A 26,981-nucleotide genomic window follows, 5' to 3' on the forward strand; every position below is an offset into this window, starting at 1 on the left:
GCAGCACCACGGCCGCCGCCAAAGCCACCACCGCCGCCGACGTGGCCACCGCCACCGCCGCCGCCACCGCGGGCACCACCGCCACCGCCCATCGCGCCCATCTGCGCGGCTGACTGGGCGAACGAAACGGTCGGCGCCACAGCCAACGGCAGCGCAAGCGCCAGCGCCGCGGCGGTGCTCAAAACCTTCATATTGATCATTTTGGACTCCATCAAAACGGACAATGTCTAACCTTTTCTGCGGTTGGACGTTCCCGCTCGCGACATTGATTGTCCGTCATCTTTGTTTGGCCGGGGGCGCATGTATGGCAGGTGAACAAAACTCTCCGTGACCGCGTCATTTGGTCGCCAAACGGGCTCGTGATCGGGGCCCATGCCGGGAGTGCCGGGCTACCTTGGCGGCGGCTGGACATTTGCGGATTCAGGTGGCATCAGAGCCGGACAGCCTCGAACCCGTGACCGGCCACGCATGAAACAATTCCTGCTGAAATTCTTCACCTGGTGGAACGGCCAGACCTTTGGCACGCAATTGTGGACCTCGCGATTCGGCGAGCTGGTCGGCGAGGACGAGCAGGGCAACCGCTACTACCGCACCAAGGGCGGCGAGATCGACCCGACACTGCACTTCGAGCGCCGCTGGGTGGTTTATAACGGCTATGCCGAAGCCTCGCGGATCCCGGCCGGCTGGCACGGCTGGCTGCACCACACGGTCGACGTGCCCCCGACCGACGAGAAATACGTCGCCCGGGAGTGGGAAAAGCCGCATCTGCCGAACATGACCGGCACTGCCCAGGCTTACCGTCCGTCCGGCTCGACGCTGGCAAGCGGCCGCCGCCCGAAGGCGACCGGCGACTACCACGCCTGGACCCCCGGAAGCTGACCTTCGCGCGTCGCTGTCTTGAGCGTGCGCGCGCGTAACAACGCGCGTGCAGCGCACGCACGCCTGTGGACAACGGTAACAGCGGGGACAGGTCGGCCGTCGCCGATGCTGCCCGCTTGCGTTGCGGACGTCTTCGCGGCTCAATGAAGCCATCTTACGGAGATGGGAAACCATCGCGTCGGTTCGGGCTCCAGATCGCGACTGTCCCGATGAGCAGCGGCCTCCGAGTTGGATGCGGCCGGGAGATAGGCCCCCGGTACAGATGTCCTGAAATCGCCCGCAAATGTGAGGCTACCGTGAGACAGGAAGGGCCGCTCGGGAAACCGGGCGGCCTTTTTCTGATGCAAGGCAGGCGAGGCGTCGGGGCGCTACCTTGCCTGGGCCTTGCCCTGGGCCAGCGGCCTCGCAACCTCGCGAACGCAATCGGCAAACACCTGCGCCACCGGGCTCAGCATGCGGCCCTTCAGGGTGAAGATCGCCGTCGGCAGATGCCATCGCGGCAATGCCACGGGCAGCGCCTTGAGCAGGCCGCCCCGGGGCCGAACCGCAGCGCCGAGCCCGGAACGAGTGTGAGATAGCCACCGGTGGCGAGCAGGCTGATGCGCAGGTGGAGCGAGTTGCTGAAGATCGTTGCGGTGGGGACCGGCAGCTTCGCGATACGGAATGCTTCGACGAAAGGCGAGCCGGCTTCCGCTTCCAGCGTCGACAGGATCCACGGTGCGTCGACGAGGTCTGAAAGCGACAGCTTGCGGCGGCGCGACCAGGAGCTTTGTGGGCCGGCGACGACGGCCAGCGGCTCGTAGAACAGCGGCTGCATGTCGATGTCGGAGTCCGGGGTCTCGGTCAGCAGCCGCGAGATCACGATCTCGCATCGACGCTCCCGCAGCAGGTTGAACTGATGCTGCGCGGTGCCTTGCTCCAGCCTGACGCGCAGACGCGGCAGACGCTTCGACAGCCGCTCGATCGCTGCCGGCACGAGGCCGGCGGCCCACACTTCGGTGCAGGCGATGCGCAACTCGCCCGCCTTGGGATCGGCAAGATACGCGATCTCCTCGACGCTCTGTCGAAGTTCGTCGAACACCGCGGTGCCGCGCCTGAGCAGCGCCTTGCCGAACAGGGTCGGCGCGATGCCGCGCGCCGTGCGGTCGAGCAGCGTCACGCCGAGCATGTGCTCGAGATTGGCGATCGTGCGCGAGATCACCGGCCGCGAGATCGCCAGACGCTCGGCGGCCTTCGCCATGCTGCGCTCTTCGACCACCGTCATGAAGACGTGGAGGTCGCGAGGCTTGAGAAAACGCCCAACCCTATCAGCCCAGCGCATATGACGTACCTAAACGGCTACCGGCCTGTCGAATAATCGACCTTGTGGATACTCCTGTTCTGGCGCTGACTCCAGCTCCGGCTGAACTGTCGGCCTGGACCCGAGATGCAGGAGACGTCGATGAGGGGCATTCGCGTCGCGGTCGCGGCGCTTGTACTGGCGATGAGCGCGACGGCCGGCGGTGCGGCCGAGGTCACGGTTCTCAGCACGCCGACCATGAAAGGTGTCTTCAACGAGCTTGCGCCCGCGTTCGCACGCGCGACCGGCCATACGCTTGTCTTCACGTTCGAGGGCGTGCCGGTGCTCAAGCGGCAGATCGAGGCGGGCGAGAAGTTCGACGCCGCCGTCTTGCTGCCGGCGGCGGTCGATGATCTTGCGCGGCTCGGCAAGATAGCCGCGGGCTCTCGATCGGACGTCGCCCGCACGGCTGCTGGCGTCGCGATCCGCATGGGTGCACCGATGCCCAAGGTCGCCTCCAGCGAGGACCTGAAGCGAACGCTGCTGGCGGCGAGATCAATCTCCTATTCAAGCGAGAGCGTGAGCGGCAGCTATTTCCTTCATCTGCTCGATCGCCTCGGGATCGCGGCCGACGTGAAGCCGAAGCTCCTGGCCGTAGCAGGACGGAGCCCGGTGGAGGCCGTCGCGCGCGGCGAGGCGGAGCTGACGGTGATCACCGTGCCGAACATCATCGGCGTCGAGGGCGTCGCTCTCGCGGGCGTTCTTCCGGACGAATTGCAGAACTACACCACCTTCAGTGTCGGCATCAGCGCCAATGCCAGCGAGCCGAAGGCCGTCGCGCAATTGATCGCATTCCTGCACTCGCCGGCGGCCGCCGCTGCGATACGGAGCAAGGGACTGGAGCCGATTGCTCCCTGAAGCCCTGTCTTGGGCAACGGTGACAACGGCTGCAATCGTCGGGTGCGATCACGACGGCCCGCTTTGGGCGAGCCGCGCCGCCGCGCGGCCCATCAATTCGCCGCGGCGCGCGTGCGCCGGTCCCATCCGCTCCTTCATGAAGGCGAGGATCTCGGCCGGCGCGGTGTCGGGCGATCCGGCATTGAACGGCGGGGCCGGGTTGTATTCGAGCCTGAGCTGGATCGCTTCCGCGGTCTTGCGATCGACGAGCTCGGACACCAGCGTCAGCGCGAAGTCGATGCCGGCGGTGACGCCGCCTCCGGTGAAGCGATTGCGGTCGACGCAGACGCGGGTCTTGGTCGGGATGGCGCCGAAGCCGGCAAGGAAGTCGATCGCGCTCCAATGCGTGGTGGCGCGAAAGCCCTTGAGCAAGCCCGCTGCGCCGAGCACCAGCGAGCCCGTGCAGACCGACGTGACGTATTTCGCGCCCGCTGCCTGCTTGCGAAGGAAGCCGAGCATCTCCTCGTCACCGACCATGTCGTCGGTGCCGAAGCCGCCAGGCACGCAGATCACGTCGAGCTGCGGGCAATCGGCAAAGGTCGTGGTCGGCGTCAGCACCATCACGGAGTCGCTCGGAACCGGCTCGATCCGCTTCCAGATCAGATGCACCTTGGCGCCGGGCACCGACGAGAACACCTGCAGCGGACCGGTCAGGTCGAGCTGGGTCACCTTCGGGAAGACGAGCAATCCAATCTGCAGGGGTTCGGACATGGGGGCCTCCAAATAGCGCTTGACGGAACCAGGATGCCATGATGGCCTCCTGTCAAGAATGGCGTATTTCCCTCGTTTTCGGACGAGGCGCTTCCGCAAAGGATTTGGCGATGATCGGCATCCTGATCTTTCCCGACTTCCAGCTGCTCGACGCGGCCGGCCCGATCGCAGCGTTCGAGATCGCGGCGCGCTTCGCCAACAACCCGCCCGGTATAAAGACCATTGCGGTGAAGGCCGGACCGGTGCGCTCGTCGTCCGGCGTCGAGATGCTGGCGCGCGGCCTCAAGCCGTCGGCGGCGATCACGACGCTGATCATCGCGGGCGGCAACGGCGTGCGGACGCCTGCGAGCTGTCCCACCACGCTGTCCTTCGTGCGGCGGATGGCGGGCCGCGGCGTCCGCGTCGCCAGCGTCTGCTCCGGCGCCTACGTGCTGGCCGAGGCGGGCCTGCTCGACGGCCGCCGCGCGACCACGCATTGGCAGCGCACGCCGCATTTCGTGAAGAGCTACCCGAAGATCAAGCTCGAGCCGGACCAGATCTTCGTCCGCGACGGCAATATCTGGAGCTCGGCCGGCATCACCGCCGGCATCGATCTCGCGCTCGCCATGATCACCGAGGACTATGGCGACGAGGTTGCGCAGAACACCGCGCGGCAGCTCGTGCTGTATCACCGCCGCAGCGGCGGGCAGTCGCAGTTCTCCTCGCTCCTGGAATTGAAGACGCCGAACGGAAGGTTCGGCCCGCTGCTCGCCTGGGCGCGGGAAAATCTCGACGCGCCGCTGACCGTCGAGGATCTCGCCGACAAGGCCGGGATGAGCTCGCGGCATTTCACGCGCGCCTTCATCGCCGAGACCGGCACCACGCCGTCGAAAGCAGTCGAGCGGCTGAGGATCGAGGTGGCGCGGCAGCGCGTGCAGTCGTCGGGCGAGGCGATCGAGCGCGTCGCCGAGATCACCGGCTTCCGCGATCCCGAGCGGATGCGGCGCGCCTTCATCCGCGCCTTCGGCCAGCCGCCGCAATCGCTGCGCCGGGCCGCGCGGGTGGGGTAGGGCGTCGACTGCGGAAGCTCCGGCGACTTGTTGGATCGAAGGTCATTCCGGCGGCGAAGCGTACACCGCTGCCGGTGACGGCACCTTGAGTGGGACAAGATCGTTGTCCGATTGCACGCGATGCATGCCGTCTTGCGCTGATGAACCTCGCGCCGGTTCCCGTGACCCACGTTAAGTGGGCATTGGGGACCCGAGGAGGTTCTGAATGACAAAGCATCGAACGATTACCGGGTTCGTGGCCGTCGCCCTGCTGGCTGTCACCGCAACCGCCGCGACGGTCAAGTCGCACTTGCCCCGGACCGAGACCGTTGTCGCCTCCGGTGCGGACACGTTGCCGGCCAAGGATTTCAGCGATCGCTGGTCTCCGATATCCGCGTTGGCTCCGGCCGCGGACACAGCTGAGCGTGCACCTGACGCGCAGTAAGCCGGTCATGGATGGAGGCTCGGCTCCTTCGGGCTCGCGACAATACAAAGGCCCCGCCGAAGCGGGGCCGAGGTATTGGACGACATGATGTTGAGCGACCTGATCTCGAATAATCTAGTTTTGTATAGAACTAACGGTTCGGCCGCGCCGAATAGCGCAGTCATTCACCAATACAGGATCAGCCCACGATCGCAGAGATCAACGGATGAGCTGACCGTGAAACGCGCTTCAACCAAGAATCACTAGCTCAATGTATCGGTCGCGATTTTCTTCTTGAGTGCTTCGCAGGTGTCCCTGACCTCCATGGTCATCAACGAGACGGCTTCGATCTTCAGGAAGAAGCGCTTGCCCTGATCGCGGTAACCAGCGGCGAACTCCTTGATTTCGGCGATCATGTCATGAACGCCTGCGACCATGACCTCGCAGTTCTTGGCGGCCATTTGCAATTCCGATCCAAGCGCCTCGATCTCCTTCACCGCCGCTTCATATTCGCGCACGACCGCCTCGGCCGACAGCTTGCCGACTTCGTTGACCCCGTTGCGGTGCTCGACATAGTCCGGCATCGGTGAGAGAGGTCGGACGTTGCTGCGTGGCCGATGCGAGGTCGCCGTGTGGATCTCATCCCCTAACTGCTCCGATGGGGCGCGGGCGAGGACTTCTGCACTAACACTCATGCGAAATCTCCATAAGATGTTACGGCGAATGGAGTTTAGCAATGTCAACGGATTTGTCTCGCTTTTCCACAGTTTTGAAGCAATCGCGCTATTGTGCGCTGCAGCGTGGAAAATTCCGTAATTGCGTCAATGCGGTGCGTCGGGATGCCAGCCGAGCAGGGCAAGCATCACGAAGAAGCCGACCACATAGGCCACCGTGATCGGCCAGCCCTGGGTGATCCAGCGGACCACCGACTTGGCTTCCGGATACATGTTGGACACCGCGACGCCCGCAGACGAGCCGAACCAGACCATCGATCCGCCAAATCCGACCGCGTAGGCGAGAAAGCCCCAATCGTAGCCGCCTTGCTTCAGCGCCAGCGCGGTCAGCGGGATGTTGTCGAACACCGCCGAGACGAAGCCGAGCCCGAGCGCGGTCTGCCAGGATGCGGCCGGCAGCTTCTCCACCGGCATCATCGATGCCGCCGTCACCAGCGCGAGCAGGAACACGGTGCCCTTGAGCGTCTCGGGCATGACAGACCAGTCCGGCCGCCGCAGCAGCGCCGTGACGAGGATCGCGGCCCAGACCGCGAGCCCGAGCACCGGCAGCGCGTCAAGCAGCGCGGGGAATTTCAGATTGGCCGTGACGTTGGCGGTCAGCGCGGCGAGCAGGATCACCGCGACGATTGCGACCCGTGCCCAGTCGATGTCGAGGCCGGACGGGGCCTTCTTCACGATCGGTGAGAAGCGATGTTGCTGCAGCGAGGCCGGCACCGCGAACACCAGCATCGCAACGATGGCGGCGACATAGGCGTCGACGACGGTGAGCGGACTGACGCCGTCGATCCACATCATCGTCGTGGTGGTGTCGCCGACGACACTGCCGGCGCCGCCGGCATTCGATGCGGCGACGATGGCCGCGAGATAGCCGATATGGACGCGGCCGCGGAATACGTAACGCGCCACGGTCCCGCCGATCAGGGCGGCTGCGATGTTGTCGAGGAAGGCCGACAGCACGAACACGATCACCAGCAGGATCAGTCCGCCCTTCCAGTCATCGGGCAGCAGCGCCGGCATCTCGTCGGGAATCCGGCTCTCCTCGAAATGCCGCGACAGCAGCGCAAATCCCATCAACAGCAGGAACAGGTTCGCGAGCGTGACCCACTCATGCTCCATGTGGTGTACGAGACCGGGCAGGCCCGCGCCGAATTTCGCAAAGCCGGCGAAGAGCAGCTTGTAGGCGACGATCGCGGCAAGACCCGTCAACGCCACGGCGAGCGTATGGTGATGGAAGATCGCGACGCCGAGCAGCGTCAGCGCGAACAGGATGAAGTCGAACGGGATGCCGTAGACGAGGATGGGCGTGAGCAAGATGATCCTCGCAGGCTGGAGTGCTCGGCGGTCTGAAGCGCGTCCGGCCGCACTATCGCGCGGCGCGGAGAACTGCAAGGCGCGCTAACGCCGCAAGCTGCCTGCACCACGCGCTCCCGACCCTCGACCACGGGACGACGCCGCAAACGTCGTCCGTGATCGGATCGCTCAGCCCAGCGACTTCAGCCAAGTCCCTTCAACCACGTGCTGATCTCGGTCACCGCGACATTGGCCTGATTGAGCAGCTTGCCCATGGTGAAGAAGCCGTGGAACTGGCCGGGGAAATGCCGGTAGGTCACGGGCACGCCGGCGTCTTTCAGGAATTTCGCATACTCGTCGCCTTCGTCGCGCAAGGGATCGGCGCCGGCGGTCAGCACATAGGCCGGCGGCAATCCGGCAAAGCTTTTCGCGCGGGCGGGCGAAGCGCGCCAGTCGGTGCTGTCGGCGCCGCCGAGATAATGGTTTGCGAACCAGCCGATCACCGAATGCGTCAGCAGGATGCTGGTCTCGGGCTCGCGGTGCGAGGCATGCTTCCGCGAGAAATCTGTGCCGGGATAGATCAAGAGCTGGGCGGCGAGCTTCGGTCCGCCGTCGCGGGCGGTGAGCGCAACCACGGCCGCCAGATTGCCGCCGGCGCTGTCGCCGCCGACGATCAGCCGCGTCGCGTCGATGCCGAGATCCTTTGCGTTGGCCGCGACCCATCGGGTCGCGGTCACGGCGTCGTCGACCGCGGCAGGGAAGCGATGCTCGGGCGCAAGGCGGTAATCGATCGAGATCACGACCAGCTCGCCCTCATGGGCGAGCTTCTGGCACACCACCTCATGGGTATCGAGATCGCCGATCACCCAGCCGCCGCCGTGGAAGAACACCAGGCACGGCGCGAGCCCGTTCGTCTTGCGCAGCGTCTTCGGCGTGTAGATGCGCGCCGGGATGCTGCCGTGCGGCGCCGGGATCGCCAGCGCCTTGCTCGATTCAAGCGCGGGCGGCTCGGGATTGGAGACGATGCGGGCGGCGCGATAATATTCGCGGGCTTCCGGCGCGGTCAGCGTCTCGTAGGCGGGACGGCCGGCCTCCTGGAAGGCCTTGTAGACGGCGGCGGCATCGGGATCGAGAACGACGGGCATGGACGATAAACCTCTTTGTGATGCTGAACTGAAATATCAGGCGGCGGTGCGGCCGCCGTCGACGGTGTAGGCGGAGCCGGAGACGTAGCTCGCCTCGTCGGAGGCGAGGAACGCGACGATCGAGGCCACCTCGCTTGCAAGCCCGAGCCTGCGCGCCGGGATGCGGTCGACGATCTTCTCGACCGGCGGCGGCGCGTTGCCGCCGGAGCGGCCCTGCAGGATCGTGCTCAGCATCCGGCTCTCGATCATGCCGGGGCAGACGCAATTGACGCGCACGCCGGTGCCGGTGCATTCCCAGGCCGCGCTCTTGGTCAGTCCGATCACCGCATGCTTGCTGGCGCTGTAGACCGCGATCATCGGCGATCCCATCAGGCCCGCGATCGAGGCGGTGTTGATGATGCTGCCCTTGTTCTGCTTCAGCATGACAGGCAGCACATGCTTCATGCCGAGGAAGACGCCGACGACATTGACGTCGAGCACGCGGCGAAAGCTCTCCAGCGAATATTCCGGGATCGGCCTGATGTCGCCCTCGATGCCGGCGTTGTTGTAGAAGGCGTCGATGGTGCCGAAGCGGTCCACCGCGGCGCGGACGTAGTCCTTGACCTCGTCCTCATCGGTGACGTCGGCGGTGATCGACAGGGCCTCGGCCGAGGCGGGGAGGTCCTTGATGGCGGCGGCAAGATCGGCCCCCTTGCGGTCGACTGCGACAATCCGCGCACCGCGTTCGGCGAGCAGCTGGAGCGTGGCGGTTCCGATGACGCCGGCAGCCCCGGTGACGACGGCGACCCGGCCGTCGAGCCTGATGCGATCGGGCATGTTGGGTTTCCTCTGGCTGGTCCGGTTCGATCCGGATTTTCCTCGTTTTCACGCGTTGCCGCGCGCCTTCAGCGTGAGGACTATCACACGTGTTCCCAAGAGTAGCCAGTGAGTAGCCAGTGGGTGGCCAGAGGGCCGGGGAGAGGTGGCCGGGTGCCCTTTCCCCGCCGTATTCGGCGTGTTAACCGGTGGCCTGCGAGCGGCCGATATCAAGGTAGACTGTCGCGAGCCCGATTCGCCCTTTAAAGCCGCGCGAGATGCTTCGAACCGTTGCCCTGACTGGCTTTGCGGCCCTGATTGCCGCCTCAACCATCTCGCTTGCGCCGCCCGCGCGCGCGCAGATCGGAACGATTTTCTCCGATCCCGCGCCGCGTCCGCCCGGCTCGATCCCGCGTGGCCAGGTGGCGCCGCCCGGCGACGACGACGAGGAAGTGCCGGAATTGCCGCGCGGCCGCCTGTTGCCGACGCAGCCGCGGGCGTTGCCGCCCGGCCAGGCGGTGCCGCCGCCCGGCAGCGTGCAGTCGCAGCCCCTGGCGCCGCCACCGGGCGCGACGGTCGCTCCGCCCGGCGTCGCCGTGCAGCCGCCGCAGCCCGGCGGTCCCGCCGTTGCCAACACGCCGCCCGGCGCCAACCCGCTGCCGCCGGGGCAGCGTCCGAAGGGCGCGCCGCAGGGTGCACCCCAGGGCGCCCCGCAGCAGACGCCTGCGACATTGCAGCCGGGTGACGAGGTCGTGCAGGAGCCGCCCTCGACCAAGATCACCAACAAGAAGGCGAGCTTCTCCGGCCTCGACAAGATCACCGGCCGCATCATCAATTTCGACGAGGACATCGGCGAGACCGTGCAGTTCGGTGCGCTGCGGGTGAAGACCGATGCCTGCTACACCAGGCCGTCGACGGAAGCCGCCAACACCGACGCCTTTGTCGAGGTCGACGAGATCACCTTGCAGGGCGAGGTGAAGCGGATCTTCTCCGGCTGGATGTTCGCGGCGAGCCCCGGCCTGCACGGCGTCGAGCATCCGATCTACGACATCTGGCTGACCGACTGCAAAGGGCCGGACCAGACCATCGTGACCGCCGCGCCCGATCCGCCGAAGGCGCCGACGCCGCCTCCGCCGCCGGCCCAGAAGCGCGCGCCGCCGAAGCAGGCCGCACCGCGTCCGCCGCCGCAGCCGCTGCCGCAATACCAGCAGCAGCCGCCACCTCCGCCGCCCCAGCAGCAGCGGCCGGGCGGGTTGTTCGGCGGCTTGTTTGGAAACTGATCGCCACTGCGTAGCCCGGATGGAGCGTTAGCGAAATCCGGGTTACCTATCCGCGGATGGCTTGTCGCGGATTGCGCGGAGCCTGTCATCGGGCGCGCGTTCGCGCGACACGTTGGCTTCATCCGGGCTACTTCATCACCACGTTCAATTGCGCTTGGCGATGATCGCGAGCGCATCAGCGCCCCTAATCGGCTGCGTGGCGTCGAGCTTGCGGAATTCCGCCGGCGCGCCCGCGATCGCCTTGTCGAGCAGCGCGCGATAGCGGCGGCGCGAAATCTCGACCGCGCCGAACGTCTTCAGATGCTCGGTCACATATTGCGTGTCGAGCAGTTCGAACCCGCCGGCGATCAACCGCGCCACCAGATGCACCAGCGCGACCTTCGATGCGTCGCGCACGGTGTGAAACATGCTCTCACCGAAGAAGGCGCGGCCGAGGCTGACGCCATAGAGGCCGCCGACCAGATTGTCGTCTTGCCAGACCTCGACGCTGTGGCAATGGCCTGACGTGTACAGCCCGACATAGAGATCGCGGATGCGCTTGTTGATCCAGGTGTCGTCGCGGCCGGGCTGCGGCGCGGCGCAGCCGGCGATCACGGCCTTGAAGGCGGTATCGACGGTGACGGTGAACGCATCCGAACGCACGGTGCGGGCGAGGCGGGAGGCGATGCGGAAGCCGTCGAACGGAATCACGCCGCGCAATTCCGGCTCGACCCAGAACAGGGTCGGATCGTCGGCGCTCTCCGCCATCGGGAAGATGCCGCAGGCATAGGCGCGCAGCAGCACCTCGGGTGTGATCTCGGAGGAGGCGGAGTCGCGTGACGTCATGCCGCAGAGGATAGCAAAGCGCGGGCGAACTTGCGATGGGGCCTGCCATGAGGCCTGCCTTGGGGCCTGCCTTGGGGTCGCGACGTGTTGACGAAACGCGCCGGTTCCTCCACAAGCCGCGCCATTCGGCCGCAGTTTCCCGAGCGGACTGTGCGGCCGTGCTACATTGCCACAAAAAGACGGCGCCACCGCCCGGGGACTTGGCGGCTTGCGCGCCTGACAATCCACACAGGTGAGGGGGACGCTGCATGAAATTGTCTTGGCGGACATTTGCGCCGTTGCTGGTCTGGCTGGTGATCTATCTGGTGCCGGTGCCGTCGGGGCTGAACGCCAATCAGTGGCACTATTTTGCGGTGTTCGCCGCCGTCATCACCGGGCTGATCCTCGAATCGATGCCGGTCGGCGCGGTCGGCCTGATCGGTCTGACGGTCGCCGGCGTCGGCGGCTATGTCGAGCCCGATCCGAACAAGTCGCTGCGCTGGATGCTCGCAGGCTTTTCCGAGAGCACGGTGTGGCTGATCGTCGGCGCCTTCGTGTTCTCGATCGGCTACCGCAAGAGCGGGCTCGGCCGCCGGCTGGCGCTGCTGCTGGTGCGCGGGCTCGGCCGCCGCACCATCGGGCTCGGCTATGCGGTGGCGTTCTCCGACCTCGTGCTGGCGCCGGCGACGCCGTCCAACACTGCACGCTCGGGCGGCACCATCTATCCGATCGTCAGCAACATCCCGCGCATCTATGGCTCGGAGCCCGGTCCGACCGCGGGCAAGATCGGTACCTTCGTGATGTGGACCGCGTTCGCGACCACGGCCGTGACCAGCTCGCTGTTTCTGACCGCGCTGGCGCCGAACGCCGCCGCGCTGTCGATCGCCAAGAAGCTCGTCAATATCGAGGTTGGCTGGTCGCAATGGTTCATCGGCATCGCGCCGCTCGGTATCCTCTTGCTGCTGCTGGTGCCGTTGCTGAGCTATGTCGTCTGCCGGCCGGAGATCAAGGAAAGCCCGGAGATCGTGACCTGGAGCGAGGGCGAGCTCGCCAAGATGGGGCCGCCGTCGCGGCACGAATGGATCATGGCGGTGCTGGTGCTGCTCGCGATGTTCCTGTGGATCTGCGGCTCCAATCCCAATATCAGCGTGCCGCTGCTCGGCTCGAACTTCATCAACGCGACCACGGTGGTGTTCGTCGTAATCTCGCTGATGCTTCTCACCGGCGTGATCGCATTCGAGGACATCGTCGCGGAGAAGAGCGCCTGGGAGGTATTCTTCTATTTCACCTCGCTGCTCACGCTGTCGTCAGGCCTCAACGAGATCGGCTTCATCAAATGGGTGGCCGAGGGCTATGCCAAGCCGCTCGCCGGCACCTCGCCGCTTGTCGGGATGATCCTGCTCGTCACCTTCTTTTTCTGGATCCACTATTTCTTCTCGAGCATCACCTCGCATACCGCCGCCGTGCTGCCGGTGGTGCTCGCGGTCGGCTCCAGCATTCCCGGCCTGTCGGTGCAGACCCTGATGCTGCTGTGCGTCTATTCGCTCGGGCTGATGGGCGTGATCTCGCCCTATGCCACGGGACCGGCGCCGATGTATTACGGCAGCGGCTATATCGGCAAAGGCGACTTCTGGAAGTTCGGGCTGATCTTCGGCGTGATCTACTTTGCCGGATTGTTGCTGATCGTGTTGCCGTGGTTACAGTCGGTCGGGTAAAATAGCCACAATCCAGCGTGAAACAGCGCTCGACCGGGAAGGAGGGGCCATCCTTTCCGATTCTTAACGCGCTTTGTCAGAGGGAAGCGTTCAAAATGCTTCCTCGAATGTGGCGCGCGCGGATTTCAGGGGACACATAGAGCCGCGCGAGCTCGTTCGTGTTTCTTCGTGGGCAAGTTAATGGACCAGCATATCAAAGACCCGTCGATCATCGCACCTGGACCAGTCAGGCGAGCGTCGCGTTGGCCGGGGTTTCTGACGGGATGTGTGGTGCTGGCGATCCTGGCCGGCATCGTCTGGTGGACACGGCAGCAGGCCGCACCGCCGCAGGCCGGTGGCGGACGCAATGCCGGGCCGATGTCGATCGTGCCGGAGACAATCGGCAAGGGCGACATCGGCGTCAGCCTCAACGCCCTCGGCACCGTGACGTCGCTCGCGACCGTGACGATCAGGAGCCAGATCAGCGGCTACCTGATGAAGATCGATTTCAAGGAGGGCGACGAGGTCAAGAAGGGTGACCTGATCGCCGAGATCGATTCGCGTCCCTATGAGGCGACGCTGGCGCAGGCCAAGGGACAGCTCGCCCGCGACGAGGCGCAGCTGAAGGGCGCCCAGGTCGATCTCACCCGCTACCAGAACCTCGCCGCACAGAACGCCGTGCCGCATCAGCAGCTCGACACCCAGGTCGCGCTGGTCGCGCAGTATCAGGGCACGGTGGAAGCCGACCGCGCCTCGGTGAAATCAGCCGAAGTGAACTTGGCGTATTGCCACATCGTCTCGCCGATCAACGGGCGGGTCGGACTGCGCCAGGTCGACCTCGGCAACTACGTGACGCCGGGCGACACCAACGGCCTCGTCGTGATCACGCAGCTCGAGCCGATCAGCGTGCTGTTCACGCTGCCGGAGGACAACCTGCAAACAGTTGCGAAGCGGTTGAAGGAGGGCGCGGTGCTGCCGACGGCGGCCTATGACCGCAGCGGCGCCAACAAGCTCGCCGAGGGATCGCTGCAGACCTTCGACAGCCAGATCGACGCGACCACCGGCACGATCAAGCTGCGCGGCCAGTTCGAGAACGACAAGCGCACGCTGTATCCGAACCAGTTCGTCAACATCCGCCTGCTGCTCGACACCCACAAGGATGCCACCACGATGTCGACCGCCGGCATCCAGCGCGGCGTTCCCGGCACCTTCGTCTATCTCGTCAATGCCGACAGCACGGTCTCGGTGCGGCCGGTCAAGCTCGGCGTCACCGACGGCGACCGCGTCGAGGTGCTGTCGGGGCTTGCGGCCGGCGATCGCATCGTGATCGATGGCGCCGACAAGCTGCGCGAGGGCGCGAAGGTGGTGGTGCGCTCCGCTGCCGACGCCGCGAACCCGGCCGGTGCGGCCAAGGGCGCGGCAAACGGGGCTGCGAAGGGCGATAGCAAGGGAGACACCAAGAGCGGCGCCGATCCCGACAAGGCGGGAGGCGGCCCGCACAAGCGGTCCGAGGACGGGCAGACCAAATGAACCCGTCGCGGCCATTCATCCTGCGGCCGGTGGCGACGACCCTGATGATGATCGCCATCATGCTGTCAGGCATGCTGGCGTTCAGATTCCTGCCCGTCGCGGCGCTGCCGGAGGTCGACTATCCGACCATCCAGGTGCAGACCTTCTATCCCGGCGCCAGCCCCGACGTGATGACGTCGTCGGTGACGGCGCCGCTCGAGGTTCAGTTCGGCCAGATGCCGAACCTGAACCAGATGAGCTCGGTGAGCTCGGCCGGCTCGTCGGTGATCACGCTGCAGTTCGGGCTGTCGATCTCGCTCGACGTCGCCGAGCAGGAGGTGCAGGCCGCGATCAACGCCGCGGGCAATCTGTTGCCGTCGGACCTGCCGGCGCCGCCGATCTATGCCAAGGTCAATCCGGCTGACGCGCCGATCCTCACCCTCGGCCTGACCTCGAAGACGATGCCGCTGACCCAGGTGCAGGACTTCGTCGACACGCGGCTGGCGCAGAAGATCTCGCAGCTACCCGGCGTCGGCCTCGTCAGCATCAGCGGCGGCCAGCGGCCCGCAGTGCGCATCCAGGCCGACATCCGCAAGCTCGCGGCCTATGGCCTCAACATCGACGATCTCCGCACCACGCTCGGCAACGCCAACGTCAATACCCCGAAGGGCAATTTCGATGGCGCGATGCGCGCCTACACCATCAACGCCAACGACCAGATCCGCAATGCCAGCGACTACCGCTCGCTGATCATCGCCTACAAGAACGGCTCGCCGGTCCGCCTCAGCGACGTCGGCAACGTCGTCGACGGCGCGCAGAACGACAAGCTCGGCGCCTGGATGAACGAGACGCCGGCGATCATCCTCAACATCCAGCGCCAGCCCGGCGCCAACGTGATCTCGGTCGTGCAGGGCATCAAGGACCTGCTGCCGCAGCTGCAGGCCACGCTACCGGCGGCGATCGACCTCAACATCCTGACCGACCGCACCGTGACGATCCGGGCCTCGGTCCGCGACGTCGAATACGAGCTGTCGCTCGCCGTGGTCCTGGTCGTGCTCGTGATCTTCGTGTTCCTGCGCTCGACCCGCGCCACGCTGATCCCGAGCCTGTCAGTGCCGCTGTCGCTGGTCGGTACGCTCGGGGCGATGTATCTGTTCGGCTTCAGCCTGAACAATCTGTCGCTGATGGCGCTGACGATCGCGACCGGCTTCGTGGTCGACGACGCCATCGTCGTGATCGAGAACATCTCGCGCTACATCGAGGAGGGCGAATCTCCCCTCGAAGCGGCGCTGCGCGGCTCCGAGCAGATCGGCTTCACCATCATCTCGCTGACGGTGTCGCTGATCGCGGTGCTGATCCCGCTGCTGTTCATGGGCGACGTCGTCGGCCGCCTGTTCCGCGAGTTCGCCATCACACTGTCGGTCACGATCCTGATCTCCGCCGTGGTGTCGCTGACGCTGGTGCCGATGGCCTGCGCAAAGCTGCTGAAGTCGGAGGCCATGGCGCGCGAAAATACCTTCCAGCGGCTCAGCCGGGAAGGCTTCGACTATGTCATCGCGATCTATGCCCGGATGCTCAACTGGGTGCTGGATCGCCAGACGGTCGTTCTGCTGATCGCGCTCGCCACCTTCGGGCTGACGGCGCTGCTCTATGTCGTCATCCCCAAGGGCTTCTTTCCGGTGCAGGACACCGGCGTGATCCAGGCGATCTCGGAGGCGCCGCAATCGGTGTCCTATGCGGCGATGGCCGAGCGGCAGCAGCGGCTCGCCAGCGCGATCCTGAAAGACCCCGATGTCGAGAGCCTGTCGTCCTTCATCGGCGTCGACGGCACCAACACCACGCTCAACAGCGGCCGCATCCTGATCAATTTGAAGCCGCATGAGCAGCGCAAGGCCGGCGTCCTGACGATCATGGATCGGATCAAGGCCAGCACGGCTGATCTGACCGGCATCACGCTCTATATGCAGCCGGTCCAGGACCTCACCATCGAAGGCACGGTCAGCCGCACGCAGTACCAGTTCATCCTGCAGGACGCCGATCCGAACGAGCTTGCGGAATGGACGCCGAAGCTGATCGACAAGCTGAGGGGCTTGCCGCAACTGAGCGACGTCACCAGCGATATCTCCGCGCAGGGGCTGTCAGTGTTCGTGGACATCGACCGCGACCAGGCCGCGCGGTTCGGCATCACGCCGGCGACGATCGACAACGCGCTGTACGATTCCTACGGCCAGCGCATCGTCTCCACGGTGTTCACCAATTCGAACCAGTATCGCGTCATCCTCGAGGCCGATCCGTCGCTGCAAAACTCGCTGGACGCGCTGTCGTCGATCTATTTGCCGTCATCGGTCGGCTCGACCCCGGTGCCGCTGTCGGTCATGGCCAAGATGCGGGTGGAGACCGCGCCGCTGCAAGTCTCGCATCTCGGCCAGTTCCCGTCGGCGACCGTGTCGTTCAATCTCGCGCCCGGCGCCTCGCTCGGCAGTGCAGTCACGGCGATCAAGCAGGCGCAGGCCGACATCAACCAGCCGCTCGGCATGATCACGAGCTTCCAGGGCGCGGCGCTGGCGTTCCAGTCCTCGCTGTCCAACCAGCTGTTCCTGATCCTGGCCGCGATCATCACGGTCTATATCGTGCTCGGCGTGCTCTATGAAAGCTTCATCCACCCGCTGACCATCCTCTCGACGCTGCCGTCGGCCGGCATCGGCGCGCTGCTGGCGTTGATGATGGCCGGGCAGGACCTCACCATCATCGCGATCATCGGCATCATCCTCCTGATCGGCATCGTGAAGAAGAACGCGATCATGATGATCGACTTCGCACTCGATGCCGAGCGCAACGAGGGCAAGCCGCCGCGGGAGGCGATCCACCAGGCCTGCCTGCTGCGATTCCGGCCGATCATCATGACGACGATGGCGGCCGTGCTCGGCGCTCTGCCGCTGATGATCGGCAGCGGTGCGGGCTCCGAGCTGCGGCATCCGCTCGGCGTCTCCATCGTCGGCGGTTTGCTCGTCAGTCAGCTGCTGACGCTGTTCACGACGCCGGTGATCTATCTCTGGTTCGATCGCCTCGCGCTGCGGTTTGCCGGGCGGGCGGACGAGGTCGGCGAGGCGAGCGGGTCGCGTTGAGCCATGGATCCGTCAACGCCCTTCATCCGCCGGCCGGTCGCAACCACGCTGTTGACCTTCGGACTCGCGGCGGCCGGCATTGTCGCGTTCTTCAAATTGCCGGTGTCGCCACTGCCGCAGGTGGATTTTCCGACCATCTCGGTGCAGGCGACGCTGCCCGGCGCCAGCCCGCAGGACGTCGCGACCACGGTCGCCAGCCCGCTTGAACGGCATCTCGGCCAGATCGCCGATGTCACGGAGATGACGTCGTCGAGTTCGGTCGGCTCGACCCGGATCACGCTGCAGTTCGGCCTGAACCGCGACATCAACGGCGCGGCGCGGGACGTGCAGGCCGCGATCAACGCGGCGCGCGCCGATCTTCCGACCAGTCTGCGCAGCAACCCGACCTACCGCAAGGTCAACCCGGCCGACGCGCCGATCCTGATCCTGACGCTGACGTCGGATACGTTGACCCGCGGCGATCTCTACGATGCCGCCTCCACGGTGCTGGCGCAGAAGCTGTCGCAGGTCGAGGGTATCGGCGAGGTGGTGGTGGGCGGCAGCTCGCTGCCGGCCGTGCGCGTCGACCTGATCCCGCAGACGTTCTACAAATACGGCATCGGGCTGGAGGACATTCGCGCGGCGCTGTCGAGCGCCAACGCCCACAGTCCGAAGGGCGGCATCGATGTCGGCGACCAGCGCTACCAGGTCTATGCCAACGACCAGGCCAACAAGGCCGACGACTACAAGTCGCTGATCGTGGCCTACCGCGACGGCGCGCCGGTTCACCTCTCCGATGTCGGCGAGGTGACCGATGGCGTCGAGAATTTGCGCAATGCCGGGCTCGCCAACGGCAAGCCCGCGGTGCTGATCATCCTCTACCGGCAGCCGAACGCCAACATCATCTCGACCGTCGACCTTGTGAAGGGGCTGATGCCTCAATTGCAGGCGTCGGTGTCGCCGGCGATCGATATCGGCCTTGCGGTCGACCGCTCGACCACCATCCGCACCTCGCTGCACGACGTGGAACGCGCGCTGGTTCTGGCGGTGCTGCTGGTCATCATCGTGGTGTTCGCGTTCCTGCGCAATCTGCGCGCCACCTTCATTCCGGTGGTGGCGGTCTCGGTGTCGCTGGTCGCGACCTTCGGGGCGATGTACCTGTTCGGCTACAGCCTCGACAATTTGTCGCTGATGGCGCTGACGGTCGCGACCGGCTTCGTGGTCGACGACGCCATCGTCGTGCTGGAGAACGTCACCCGCTACATCGAGGACGGCCTGAGCCCGCTCGAGGCGGCGCTGAAGGGCGCCAACGAGGTCGGCTTCACCGTGCTGTCGATGAGCATCTCGCTGATCGCGGTGTTCATCCCGATCCTGCTGATGGCCGGCATCGTCGGCCGGCTGTTCCGCGAATTCGCGATGACGATCTCGATCTCGATCCTGATCTCGCTCGCGATCTCGCTGGCGACGACGCCGATGATGTGCGCCGTGCTGCTGAAGCCGGACACCGGCGGCCATGGCCGGCTCTATTGGGCGAGCGAGCGCTTCTTCGAGGCGATGCTGAATTTCTACCGCAGGACGCTGACCGCGGCGCTTCGGCATCCGCTGTCGGTGATGCTGATCCTGGCGGCGGTGTTCGGCCTCAACTTCTATCTCTACGACGTGATCCCGAAGGGCTTCTTCCCGCAGCAGGACACCGGGCGGTTGGTCGGCTCGATCCAGGCCGACCAGAGCGTGTCGTTCCAGCTGATGCAGCAGAAGCTCGCGCAGTTCGTCGGCATCATCAAGCGCGATCCGGCGGTCGAGACCGTGGTCGGCTTCACCGGCGGCGGCCAGACCAATTCCGGCTTCGTGTTCGTCTCGCTGCGTCCGCTCGACCAGCGCAAGATCGGCGCCGACGGCGTGATCGCGCGGCTGCGCCGGGAGATGTCGGTGGTGCCCGGCGCCAGCGTGTTCCTGCAGGCGGTGCAGGACATCAGGGTCGGGGGCAGGGCCTCGAACGCGCAGTATCAGTACACGCTGCAGGGATCGACGCTGGAGGAGCTCAATGACTGGACGCCGAAGATCGCGGCGGCCCTGCAGCCCGATCCGAACCTTGCCGACGTCAACAGCGACCAGCAGAACAAGGGTCTGGAATCCGACCTCGTGATCGACCGCGACGCCGCGGCGCGGCTCGGCATCACGGTGAGCCAGATCGACAACACGCTCTACGACGCGTTCGGCCAGCGTCAGGTGTCGACGATCTATGTCGCGCGCAACCAGTATCACGTCATCATGGAGGTCGCGCCGCGCTACTGGCAGAACCCGCAGACGCTGAAGGACGTCTACATCAGCACCTCGGGTGGATCGGTCGGCGGCTCGCAATCGACCAACGCGGTGGCGGGTACCGTGGTGGCGGCGGGAACCTCGAATGCGGCGAGTTCAGCCAACGCCCAGGCCGCGCGCAACCAGGCCACCAATTCGATCGGCGCGACCGGGAAGGGCGTGGCCTCGACCGGTTCGGCCGTCTCCACCAATAGCGAAACCATGATCCCGCTGTCGGCGGTGGCAGCGTTCAGGCAGGGCGCGACGCCGCTTGCGGTCAACCACCAGGGCCTTTTGGTCGCCAACACCATCTCGTTCAACCTGCCGCCCAACGTGTCGCTGAGCACCGCGGTCGCCAGCATCGAGGCGACCATGAACCGGATCGGCGTCCCCGCCACGATCCGCGGCACCTTCCAGGGTTCGGCGAAGGCGTTCCAGGATTCGCTCAGCAACCAGCCATTCCTGATCCTGGCGGCGATCGTCACGATCTACATCGTGCTCGGCGTGCTCTATGAGAGCTACGTCCATCCGCTGACCATCTTGTCCACACTGCCCTCGGCAGGTGTGGGCGCCTTGCTGGCGCTGATGGCATTCAAGACCGAGTTCAGTATCATGGCGCTGATCGGCGTCATCCTGCTGATCGGTATCGTGAAGAAGAACGCCATCATGATGATCGACTTTGCGCTGGAGGCGGAACGCAAGCGCGGGCTGGAGCCGCTCGAGGCGATCAGGGAGGCCTGCCTGCTGCGCTTCCGTCCCATCATGATGACGACGATGGCCGCGCTGCTCGGCGCGGTGCCGCTCGCGATCGGCATGGGCGACGGCGGCGAGCTGCGGCAGCCGCTCGGCATCGCCATCGTCGGCGGCCTGATCCTGAGCCAGGTCCTGACGCTCTACACGACGCCGGTCATCTACCTCTATCTCGACCGGTTCCGCCTGTGGGCTCAGCGTGTCCGCCACGGCGGCGCGATGCGGATGCCGGCCTCCTCACTTCAACCGGGCGAGTAAATGCCGACAGGTGCAGCGTTGCGAAATCTTGAGAAGTTGCGGAAGCCGGCCCGGTTTCTGCGCGCGGCGGCGCTCAGTGGCCTCAGCCTTGGTCTGTCCGGGTGCATCCCCGGGGTGGAGAAGCCCGAGCTCAGCCTTGAAGTGCCGGCGAGCTATCGCGCCGCCGCCAAGGGCGATGCGGACGCGGCCGTTCCGGCGCTGGCCTGGTGGCGCGGCTTCCGCTCGCCCGAACTGACCGGGCTGATGGAATCCGCGCAGCTCTACAATCTCGATATCGCGGTGGCGATCGCCCAGATCGTGCAGGCCGATGCGCAGGCCGGCGTCTCCGGCGCCGCGCTGCTGCCCTCGATCTCCGGTTCGGCGAATGCCGAGCGTCAAAAGGTGGCGACGGGATCGAATTCGTTGCTCGGCGGCAGCAGCGGGACGTTCTCGCAGTACAGCCTCGGACTGAGCGCGAGCTATATCGTCGATTTCTGGGGCAAGAACCGCGCGACACTGTCGGCGTCGGAGGAGAGCGCGACGGTCGCCCGCTATAATCGCGAGGTGGTCGCGCTGAGCACGATGGCGACGGTTGCCAACACCTATTTCCAGTTGCTGGCGGCGCAGGACCAGATCAAGGTCACCCGGCGCAATCTGGCGGCGGCCGAGCGCATCCTCGCGCTGATCAAGTCGCAATTCGCCGGCGGCACCGCCTCGCAGCTCGACCTGTCGCAGCAGGAGGCGCTGGTCGCGACGCAGCGCGCGGCGATCCCGCCGCTCGAGGTGACGGTTGGGCAGAACATGGCCGCGCTCGCCCTGCTGGTGGCGCGCGCGCCCGCCGATTTCAAGGTGCGCGGCGGCTCCACGACGCAGATCGCGGTGCCGCGCGTGACGCCCGGGATGCCGTCGGAATTGCTCTACCAGCGGCCTGACATTCGTCAGGCCGAGGCGCAGCTCGCATCCTCCAATTTCAGCGTCGATGCGGCGCGCGCGGCGTTCTTCCCGCAGATCCAGCTGACCGGCACCACGGGCTTCCAGAGCGCGGCGCTAGCTTCGCTGTTTGCGCCGGGCGCCTGGTACTACACGCTGGCCGCCGGGCTGACCCAGCCGCTGTTCGACGGCTTCCTGCTGGAGAGCCAGCTCAAGCTCGCCAAGGGCCAGCAATTGCAAAACCTGCAGGCCTATCGCAAGGCGGTGCTGTCGGCCTTCGCCGATGTCGAAAAGGCGCTGATCGCGCTGCAGAAGTATACGCTGCAGGAGCGCCTGCAGTCCGACGTCGTCGCCGCCTCGCGCAAGGCGTTCGAGGTCGCCGAGACGCAACTGCGCGGCGGCACGGTCAACCTCATCACGGTGCTGCAGGCGCAGCAGACGCTGTTCACGGCCGAAAACAATCTGGTCACGGTGCGGCTCAACAAGCTGCTGGCGGCGAGCAGCCTGTTCCAGGCGCTCGGCGGCGGCTGGACGCCGGCCGGCACGCTTGCGGCGGCAGTGCCATGAGGTCGAACATGCAGCGGTTCGTGACGTCATTCGTCGTTACCCTCATCGTCGCGCTGGGCGCTTCGGCCGGCATGGCCCGCGCGCAGCAACGGCCACCCAACAGCGTTCCGCTGGCGTTCGGCATGAGCGCCGATCAGGCCAGCCAGTCGCTCGGCGTTGCCCTGAACTACGTGCGCGGCACGCCGGGCAATGAATTGTTCGTCGCGCTGCCCAATGTCAGGGGCAGCGTGCTGTCACGGCGCAGCGACGGGCTCTATCTGCAATTCGGCAGGGGGCGCCTGATCGCCTGGAAGGGCGACTGGGGGACCAATCCGCCATGAGGATCTCGGCCATGACCGCCAGCAGGGCATTGATCGCCTGCGCCGCCATCGCGCTCAGCACGGCTGCCGCATCGGCCCAGGACTTCGCGCCGCAGCGGCCGCTGCGCTATGGCAGCACCGGCGGCGCGTATTTCGACGGCAGGAATGACGACCGCGATTTCCGCAGCAATGGGTCGTTTCCGGGCAGCTTCGCCGCCGATCCCTTCAGCGCAGGCTTCGGCGCGGCAGGGCTGTTCGGCTCGACGCCATATCACTCGGCGCGGCCGTATCCGTCGCAGGTGATCTTCGGTGCACCGTGCCGCGATTGCCGCCCGCATCATCAGCGGCGGCAGCGCGATCGGCCTGATTGAGCTGCTCGGGAAAGGCCTGCGCCGTTAGCCCTTGCGGAGGAGGTCTTCGATGATGCGCGGCTTCATCCAGCCGGCCTTGTCGATAATCTCCTGGCGCAGGGTGTCCTTTTCCGTCTCATAGTCCTCGCGCGAGATGTCGCGGCCGCCGCTGGCGGTCATGCCGAACGTCTCGAGCAGGGCGTCGTGCCGCGCCTTCCAGCCGATCACATGCTCGGTCATGGTTTGCGTCACCGCCGGGAGAAAGCCCGGATGGCCCGCCAGGCCGCATGTCTCCGTGGTCTGCGGATCTGACGCCAGCATGATCACGTTCCACTCGTCGTAGCCGGTCAGATCCATCTGCGCGTAGAGAAACGAGCCGTGCGGCCCATCCCAGATCTTGTGATCGATGACCAGGAACGGCACCGCGTTGCAGTGGCCGTGCCGCGCCTTCATGTCGCGATTGAAGGCTTCCGTGCGCTCCTGCAGCCGCTGGTTGGCTGCAGCGAATACGGCGAGGCGATTGTCGGCGGTCGGCGCGTTGCCGCGTTCGTCGTCCGGCGCGAAACCCGCATCGCGCAGCATCGATCCGATCCGCGGATCATCCCATTGCCTCTTGTGAAAAGTGGGTGCCGCGCCGTCGGCATCCGGTGCCGGGCGCGAGGCCTCCTTGAGCCCGCCCAAGGTCTCCTGCTTCTTTCCGAACTCCACCCTGCGCCCGAACATCGTGTGCCGTTCCTGACAAGCTGGGGGAAGAGCATGGCAAACAATGCCCAGATTTGTCTTAACCGGTCGGGGCTGCTTATCGCGATCGAACAAAAGGGTGACGCGGCCGTTAAGGCGAATGGGAAAAATCGATCGATCCGGCAGCGGCCGTCTGGTCTAGCTGGCGGCGGCGCTGGTCGATTTCGCCGGCGCTGTGCTGACGCGGGCGAACCGCACCACGAAGCGGGTGCCGTTGTGGTTTGGGTCGCGCTCGACGCTGGCGTCGAGCTTGGCGGCCATCGCCGCGACGATGCGCTGGCCCATGCCGGTGCCGCGCGGATCGGCCTTGTCGGAGAAGCCCACGCCTTCGTCGCTGATCGCTAGCTGCAGATCATTCCCCAGCGGCTTCAGCTCGACATGGATCGGCCCGGCGCCGTCGGGATAGGCGTATTTCACGGCGTTCATCACCAGCTCGTTGACGATGATGCCGATCGCGACCGCGCGGTCGGGATCGATCTCGACCGGGGCGGCCTTGAGCGTCAGCCGCGACATCTTGTTGCCCTCGGCCGAGCGCCTGAGATCCTCGAGCAGCGCTTCGAGATACTGGTTGAGCATCACGGTCTTGAAGTCGTGCGAGGTGTAGAGGCGGCGGTGCACCTGCGCGACTGCGGCGACGCGGCCCATCGCATTGGTAAGCGCCGCCTTGACGTCCTGCTGGCTTGCGGAATTGGCCTGCAGATGCAGCAGCGAGGCGATGATCTGCAGCGAATTGCCGACTCTGTGGTTGACCTCGCGCAGCAGAACCTCGCGCTCGGCCGCGAGCGCGGCATAGCGGTCGCGCGAGGCGTGCACCTCGGCCTCGGCCTCGTCGCGCGCTTTCTGGATCGCCGCCCGCCGCACCGCGCCGTTCACCGCGACCTGGAGCAGGGGGATGAACTCGCCCCTGACGTCCTTGACCAGATAATCCGCCGCGCCGGCCTTCAGCGCGGTGACGGCAATCGCCGAATCCTGCGAGGCGGTGACGAACACCACCGGCGGGGCGTCCGGTATCTTGAGGATCTGCTCCAGCGTCTCGAGCCCGTCGAAGCCGGGCATGTACTGGTCGAGCGCGACGACGTCGATGCCGCCCTGGGCGAGCCGGTCGAGGCCTTCCGGGCCGCTTGCGGCGTGCACGACCTTGTAGCCCGCGCGCGTCAGCCCGCGTTCGACCAGGCGCGCCAGCGCCGCGTCGTCGTCGATATAGAGCAGTGTCGGCGTTGCGCTGGTCATACGGAAGCTGGTGGCACCTGAATCACGGAGAAGAACAGGCCAAGCTGGCGAATGGCGTTGGCAAAGCTTTCGTAGTTCACCGGCTTGGTGATGTAGACGTTGCAACCGAGTTCGTAGCAACGCTTGATCTCCTGGGAGTCGTCGGTCGTGGTCAGCACGACCACCGGCGTCGACTTGATATACTTGTTCTCCTTGACCCGCTTCAGAATGTCGATGCCGGTCATGTCAGGCAGATTGAGATCAAGCAGGATGAGCAGGGCCTGGCCCTTGCGCTCGACCGCGCTGCCATCCTTGCCGAACAGGTAGTTCACGGCTTCTGTACCGTTGGTGAACGGGATGATCTCATTGTTGACACCTGAGCGCCGGATATTCCGCTCAATCAGGCGGGCGTGGCCCTCGTCGTCCTCGATCATGATGATGGTGACTGGATCGCTCATGATACTTTATCCCGGTTCTTGCCTAAGTTCTTGCCTGACCATTTGATAGGCAGCGTGATCGTGAACGTGCTGCCGTTGTGAAGTTCCGATGCTACCGACATGGTGCCACCCAGTCTGCGCACAAGTGCGCGGACGTGGGCAAGCCCGATGCCTTGACCCGGTTTGTCCTGGGTTCCGGCGCGGCGGAATAAATCGAAGATGCGCTGGTGGTCCTTCGGATCGATGCCGCGGCCGTTGTCCGTGACTTCGAAGATCGCAAAGCCCAGCTTGGTGCGGCCCTCGATCGCGATCTCGCCGGGGACGCCGTCCTTGAGGTACTTGAGTGCGTTGTCGATCAGGTTGGAGAAGATCTGTTCCAGCGCGAGGCGGTCGCTGACGATATTCGGCAACGCGCCGACCGTGACGGTCGCATTGGCGTCGGCGGCCTGGTGCGCGACCGTCTTGACGATGCCGTGGGTCAGCTGGCGCAGATCGATCCGCTCCGGCTTGAACTCGCGGCGGCCCTCGCGGGTGAGATTGAGGATCGCACTGATCAGGCGATCCATCTTGGCGATCGACGATTTGATGAAGCCGAGCGATTCGTTGAAGTCGTCGGACAGCTGCTTGTCGGAACCCTCGAGCTCGGGCTCGGCGACGTCCGTCGCATTTTCCGGCATCGCCGGCGCCAACGACGCGGTGCGATTGAGCGTGGCGATGCGCTTGAAGATGTCGCCGCGCAATTCCTCCAGCTCGCTGGTGAAGCCCATGATGTTGACCAGCGGCGAACGCAAATCGTGGCTGACGATGTAGGCGAAGCGCTGGATTTCCTCGTTGGCCTCGCGCAGGTCGGAGGTGCGTTCGTCGACGATGGTTTCGAGATTGACGTTGCTGTCGCGCAGCCTGGCCTCGGCCTCGTCACGCGCCCGCGACGATTGCCGTAGCAGCACCACCGAGAGGGCAGCGAGCGCCAGCACCATGCAGGAGCCGGCGATGGTGACCGAGGAGGCGAGCACCTGAGTCCGGTCCGCGGTCGCGGTGCGCGCCGCCAGCAGGCGATCCTCCTCGGTGCGCATGTCGCGGCCGATTCGGGCGATCGCCTCCAGCGCATCGGTCGATGTGGGCTTGCGCAGAACGTCGACGCTGGTTGCGGTGTCGTTATTCCGGACGCGCTCGATGCTGAGGGCGAACTCGGCCAGCCGCTGCTCGACAGCGGCCTTGAGCCTCGCGGCATTGGCGACCTGCACCGGATTATCGACGGTCATCATCTGGAGATGGCCGAGCGCGGCCGGGAGTCCCGCCGCAGCCGACTGGTACTCGGACAGGTATTGTGGTGCAGACGTCAGCAGATACGCCCTGGTGGCGCTTTCGGCGCGCCTGATGTCGACCAGCAGGCTGGCAACCTGGCTCTCGACCTCGACCGTGTGGACGACCAGGGCGTTGTCCTCGCGCGCCTTGTTGACCAGCAGGACGGACGCCATGCTGACCGAGACCAGCACGAAAAATCCCGCCGACAGCAGCAGGATCTGT

The 26,981-nt window shown here is 65.7% G+C and carries 23 protein-coding genes and 1 pseudogene; 12 read left to right on the plus strand and 12 right to left on the minus strand.

Annotation, left to right across the window (positions count from 1 at the left end):
• Positions 1 to 200: pseudogene (locus AKN84_RS47210) on the minus strand (BA14K family protein); the annotation flags it as partial.
• Positions 201 to 468: 268 nt separating this feature from the next.
• On the opposite strand from AKN84_RS47210, the gene AKN84_RS07955 reads away from it, so the two are divergent.
• Positions 469 to 879 (plus strand): NADH:ubiquinone oxidoreductase subunit NDUFA12, encoded by a 411-nt coding sequence (locus AKN84_RS07955; RefSeq protein WP_050420199.1) that lies wholly within the window; start codon positions 469 to 471, stop codon positions 877 to 879.
• 463 nt (positions 880 to 1,342) lie between these two features.
• Here the strand turns inward: AKN84_RS07955 and AKN84_RS07960 are convergent, their stop codons facing one another.
• Complete coding sequence (locus AKN84_RS07960) at positions 1,343 to 2,200, minus strand: LysR family transcriptional regulator (protein ID WP_128970538.1); 858 nt, start codon at positions 2,198 to 2,200, stop codon at positions 1,343 to 1,345.
• Between the two features lie 120 nt (positions 2,201 to 2,320).
• Here AKN84_RS07960 and AKN84_RS07965 point away from each other — a divergent pair, with 120 nt between their 5' ends.
• Positions 2,321 to 3,076 carry a molybdate ABC transporter substrate-binding protein gene (locus AKN84_RS07965; protein WP_157863261.1) on the plus strand — a complete coding sequence of 252 codons (756 nt, stop codon included), beginning with the start codon at positions 2,321 to 2,323 and terminating at the stop codon, positions 3,074 to 3,076.
• A 48-nt stretch (positions 3,077 to 3,124) separates the two neighbouring features.
• On the opposite strand, the gene AKN84_RS07970 is transcribed toward AKN84_RS07965, so the two are convergent.
• Positions 3,125 to 3,826: a DJ-1/PfpI family protein gene (locus AKN84_RS07970; RefSeq protein ID WP_050420202.1), complete on the minus strand. Its 702-nt coding sequence runs from the start codon at positions 3,824 to 3,826 to the stop codon at positions 3,125 to 3,127.
• A gap of 110 nt (positions 3,827 to 3,936) precedes the next feature.
• Between AKN84_RS07970 and AKN84_RS07975 the strand changes: the two genes are divergently transcribed.
• Together AKN84_RS07975 and AKN84_RS07980 are read left to right on the plus strand one after the other, a co-directional pair.
• Positions 3,937 to 4,875, plus strand: coding sequence for a GlxA family transcriptional regulator (locus AKN84_RS07975; protein ID WP_050420203.1), 939 nt, complete (start codon positions 3,937 to 3,939; stop codon positions 4,873 to 4,875).
• 205 nt (positions 4,876 to 5,080) lie between these two features.
• Positions 5,081 to 5,299 carry a hypothetical protein gene (locus AKN84_RS07980; protein ID WP_050420204.1) on the plus strand — a complete coding sequence of 73 codons (219 nt, stop codon included), beginning with the start codon at positions 5,081 to 5,083 and terminating at the stop codon, positions 5,297 to 5,299.
• Between the two features lie 242 nt (positions 5,300 to 5,541).
• Here the strand turns inward: AKN84_RS07980 and AKN84_RS07985 are convergent, their stop codons facing one another.
• The 4 genes from AKN84_RS07985 to AKN84_RS08000 all read right to left on the minus strand — a co-directional run bounded on the left by AKN84_RS07985 (position 5,542) and on the right by AKN84_RS08000 (position 9,263).
• Positions 5,542 to 6,021 (minus strand): hypothetical protein, encoded by a 480-nt coding sequence (locus tag AKN84_RS07985; protein ID WP_244484984.1) that lies wholly within the window; start codon positions 6,019 to 6,021, stop codon positions 5,542 to 5,544.
• Between the two features lie 78 nt (positions 6,022 to 6,099).
• Positions 6,100 to 7,323 (minus strand): SLC13 family permease, encoded by a 1,224-nt coding sequence (locus AKN84_RS07990; protein ID WP_050420206.1) that lies wholly within the window; start codon positions 7,321 to 7,323, stop codon positions 6,100 to 6,102.
• A 182-nt stretch (positions 7,324 to 7,505) separates the two neighbouring features.
• Positions 7,506 to 8,447, minus strand: a complete 942-nt coding sequence (locus AKN84_RS07995; RefSeq protein ID WP_050420207.1) for an alpha/beta hydrolase — start codon at positions 8,445 to 8,447, stop codon at positions 7,506 to 7,508.
• Positions 8,448 to 8,483: 36 nt separating this feature from the next.
• The gene (locus tag AKN84_RS08000) at positions 8,484 to 9,263 is read right to left on the minus strand and encodes an SDR family NAD(P)-dependent oxidoreductase (protein ID WP_050420208.1); all 780 of its coding nucleotides are present in this window, start codon (positions 9,261 to 9,263) and stop codon (positions 8,484 to 8,486) included.
• A 257-nt stretch (positions 9,264 to 9,520) separates the two neighbouring features.
• On the opposite strand from AKN84_RS08000, the gene AKN84_RS08005 reads away from it, so the two are divergent.
• A complete protein-coding gene (locus tag AKN84_RS08005) occupies positions 9,521 to 10,522 on the plus strand; it encodes a DUF2155 domain-containing protein (protein WP_050420209.1) in 1,002 nt (333 codons plus the stop codon).
• A gap of 144 nt (positions 10,523 to 10,666) precedes the next feature.
• Here the strand turns inward: AKN84_RS08005 and aat are convergent, their stop codons facing one another.
• A complete protein-coding gene (gene aat, locus AKN84_RS08010) occupies positions 10,667 to 11,347 on the minus strand; it encodes a leucyl/phenylalanyl-tRNA--protein transferase (RefSeq protein WP_050420211.1) in 681 nt (226 codons plus the stop codon).
• 248 nt (positions 11,348 to 11,595) lie between these two features.
• Here aat and AKN84_RS08015 point away from each other — a divergent pair, with 248 nt between their 5' ends.
• The 7 genes from AKN84_RS08015 (at position 11,596) to AKN84_RS08045 (ending at position 23,088) form a co-directional block, all read left to right on the plus strand.
• A complete protein-coding gene (locus tag AKN84_RS08015) occupies positions 11,596 to 13,041 on the plus strand; it encodes a DASS family sodium-coupled anion symporter (RefSeq protein WP_050420212.1) in 1,446 nt (481 codons plus the stop codon).
• Between the two features lie 270 nt (positions 13,042 to 13,311).
• Positions 13,312 to 14,550 carry an MdtA/MuxA family multidrug efflux RND transporter periplasmic adaptor subunit gene (locus AKN84_RS08020; protein ID WP_244484985.1) on the plus strand — a complete coding sequence of 413 codons (1,239 nt, stop codon included), beginning with the start codon at positions 13,312 to 13,314 and terminating at the stop codon, positions 14,548 to 14,550.
• On the plus strand, positions 14,547 to 17,654 hold the full coding sequence (locus tag AKN84_RS08025) for an MdtB/MuxB family multidrug efflux RND transporter permease subunit (protein ID WP_050420213.1): 3,108 nt from the start codon (positions 14,547 to 14,549) through the stop codon (positions 17,652 to 17,654). Before AKN84_RS08020 ends, AKN84_RS08025 begins: the two co-directional genes overlap by 4 nt.
• A gap of 3 nt (positions 17,655 to 17,657) precedes the next feature.
• Positions 17,658 to 20,942 (plus strand): efflux RND transporter permease subunit, encoded by a 3,285-nt coding sequence (locus AKN84_RS08030; RefSeq protein WP_050420214.1) that lies wholly within the window; start codon positions 17,658 to 17,660, stop codon positions 20,940 to 20,942.
• The gene (locus AKN84_RS08035; RefSeq protein WP_050420215.1) at positions 20,943 to 22,418 is read left to right on the plus strand and encodes an efflux transporter outer membrane subunit; all 1,476 of its coding nucleotides are present in this window, start codon (positions 20,943 to 20,945) and stop codon (positions 22,416 to 22,418) included.
• A gap of 8 nt (positions 22,419 to 22,426) precedes the next feature.
• The gene (locus AKN84_RS08040) at positions 22,427 to 22,738 is read left to right on the plus strand and encodes a hypothetical protein (protein WP_050420216.1); all 312 of its coding nucleotides are present in this window, start codon (positions 22,427 to 22,429) and stop codon (positions 22,736 to 22,738) included.
• 11 nt (positions 22,739 to 22,749) lie between these two features.
• On the plus strand, positions 22,750 to 23,088 hold the full coding sequence (locus AKN84_RS08045; RefSeq protein ID WP_244484986.1) for a BA14K family protein: 339 nt from the start codon (positions 22,750 to 22,752) through the stop codon (positions 23,086 to 23,088).
• A gap of 24 nt (positions 23,089 to 23,112) precedes the next feature.
• On the opposite strand, the gene AKN84_RS08050 is transcribed toward AKN84_RS08045, so the two are convergent.
• From AKN84_RS08050 to AKN84_RS08065, 4 genes are all read right to left on the minus strand, one after another.
• Positions 23,113 to 23,790, minus strand: coding sequence for a hypothetical protein (locus AKN84_RS08050; RefSeq protein ID WP_050420218.1), 678 nt, complete (start codon positions 23,788 to 23,790; stop codon positions 23,113 to 23,115).
• Positions 23,791 to 23,946: 156 nt separating this feature from the next.
• Positions 23,947 to 25,038, minus strand: coding sequence for a sensor histidine kinase (locus AKN84_RS08055; protein ID WP_050420219.1), 1,092 nt, complete (start codon positions 25,036 to 25,038; stop codon positions 23,947 to 23,949).
• A complete protein-coding gene (locus tag AKN84_RS08060; protein WP_050420220.1) occupies positions 25,035 to 25,475 on the minus strand; it encodes a response regulator in 441 nt (146 codons plus the stop codon). Before AKN84_RS08060 ends, AKN84_RS08055 begins: the two co-directional genes overlap by 4 nt.
• Positions 25,472 to 26,950, minus strand: coding sequence for a sensor histidine kinase (locus AKN84_RS08065; RefSeq protein WP_128970560.1), 1,479 nt, complete (start codon positions 26,948 to 26,950; stop codon positions 25,472 to 25,474). Before AKN84_RS08065 ends, AKN84_RS08060 begins: the two co-directional genes overlap by 4 nt.
• Positions 26,951 to 26,981 lie beyond the last annotated feature (31 nt).

The sequence above is a fragment of the Bradyrhizobium tropiciagri genome (genome assembly GCF_001189845.1).
Classification (GTDB): Bacteria; Pseudomonadota; Alphaproteobacteria; order Rhizobiales; family Xanthobacteraceae; genus Bradyrhizobium; species Bradyrhizobium tropiciagri.

Excerpts from the sequence above, each read along its gene's own strand:
- AKN84_RS08025 (WP_050420213.1), top strand. The coding sequence starts at position 14,547 with ATGAACCCGTCGCGGCCATTCATCCTGCGGCCGGTGGCGACGACCCTG.
- AKN84_RS08035 (WP_050420215.1), top strand. The coding sequence starts at position 20,943 with ATGCCGACAGGTGCAGCGTTGCGAAATCTTGAGAAGTTGCGGAAGCCG.
- AKN84_RS07980 (WP_050420204.1), top strand. The coding sequence starts at position 5,081 with ATGACAAAGCATCGAACGATTACCGGGTTCGTGGCCGTCGCCCTGCTG.
- aat (WP_050420211.1), bottom strand. The coding sequence starts at position 11,347 with ATGACGTCACGCGACTCCGCCTCCTCCGAGATCACACCCGAGGTGCTG.
- AKN84_RS08060 (WP_050420220.1), bottom strand. The coding sequence starts at position 25,475 with ATGAGCGATCCAGTCACCATCATCATGATCGAGGACGACGAGGGCCAC.
- AKN84_RS07970 (WP_050420202.1), bottom strand. The coding sequence starts at position 3,826 with ATGTCCGAACCCCTGCAGATTGGATTGCTCGTCTTCCCGAAGGTGACC.
- AKN84_RS08045 (WP_244484986.1), top strand. The coding sequence starts at position 22,750 with ATGACCGCCAGCAGGGCATTGATCGCCTGCGCCGCCATCGCGCTCAGC.
- AKN84_RS08030 (WP_050420214.1), top strand. The coding sequence starts at position 17,658 with ATGGATCCGTCAACGCCCTTCATCCGCCGGCCGGTCGCAACCACGCTG.
- AKN84_RS08055 (WP_050420219.1), bottom strand. The coding sequence starts at position 25,038 with ATGACCAGCGCAACGCCGACACTGCTCTATATCGACGACGACGCGGCG.
- AKN84_RS07965 (WP_157863261.1), top strand. The coding sequence starts at position 2,321 with ATGAGGGGCATTCGCGTCGCGGTCGCGGCGCTTGTACTGGCGATGAGC.
- AKN84_RS08015 (WP_050420212.1), top strand. The coding sequence starts at position 11,596 with ATGAAATTGTCTTGGCGGACATTTGCGCCGTTGCTGGTCTGGCTGGTG.
- AKN84_RS07960 (WP_128970538.1), bottom strand. The coding sequence starts at position 2,200 with ATGCGCTGGGCTGATAGGGTTGGGCGTTTTCTCAAGCCTCGCGACCTC.
- AKN84_RS08050 (WP_050420218.1), bottom strand. The coding sequence starts at position 23,790 with ATGTTCGGGCGCAGGGTGGAGTTCGGAAAGAAGCAGGAGACCTTGGGC.
- AKN84_RS08005 (WP_050420209.1), top strand. The coding sequence starts at position 9,521 with ATGCTTCGAACCGTTGCCCTGACTGGCTTTGCGGCCCTGATTGCCGCC.
- AKN84_RS08040 (WP_050420216.1), top strand. The coding sequence starts at position 22,427 with ATGCAGCGGTTCGTGACGTCATTCGTCGTTACCCTCATCGTCGCGCTG.
- AKN84_RS07955 (WP_050420199.1), top strand. The coding sequence starts at position 469 with ATGAAACAATTCCTGCTGAAATTCTTCACCTGGTGGAACGGCCAGACC.
- AKN84_RS08000 (WP_050420208.1), bottom strand. The coding sequence starts at position 9,263 with ATGCCCGATCGCATCAGGCTCGACGGCCGGGTCGCCGTCGTCACCGGG.
- AKN84_RS07995 (WP_050420207.1), bottom strand. The coding sequence starts at position 8,447 with ATGCCCGTCGTTCTCGATCCCGATGCCGCCGCCGTCTACAAGGCCTTC.
- AKN84_RS07975 (WP_050420203.1), top strand. The coding sequence starts at position 3,937 with ATGATCGGCATCCTGATCTTTCCCGACTTCCAGCTGCTCGACGCGGCC.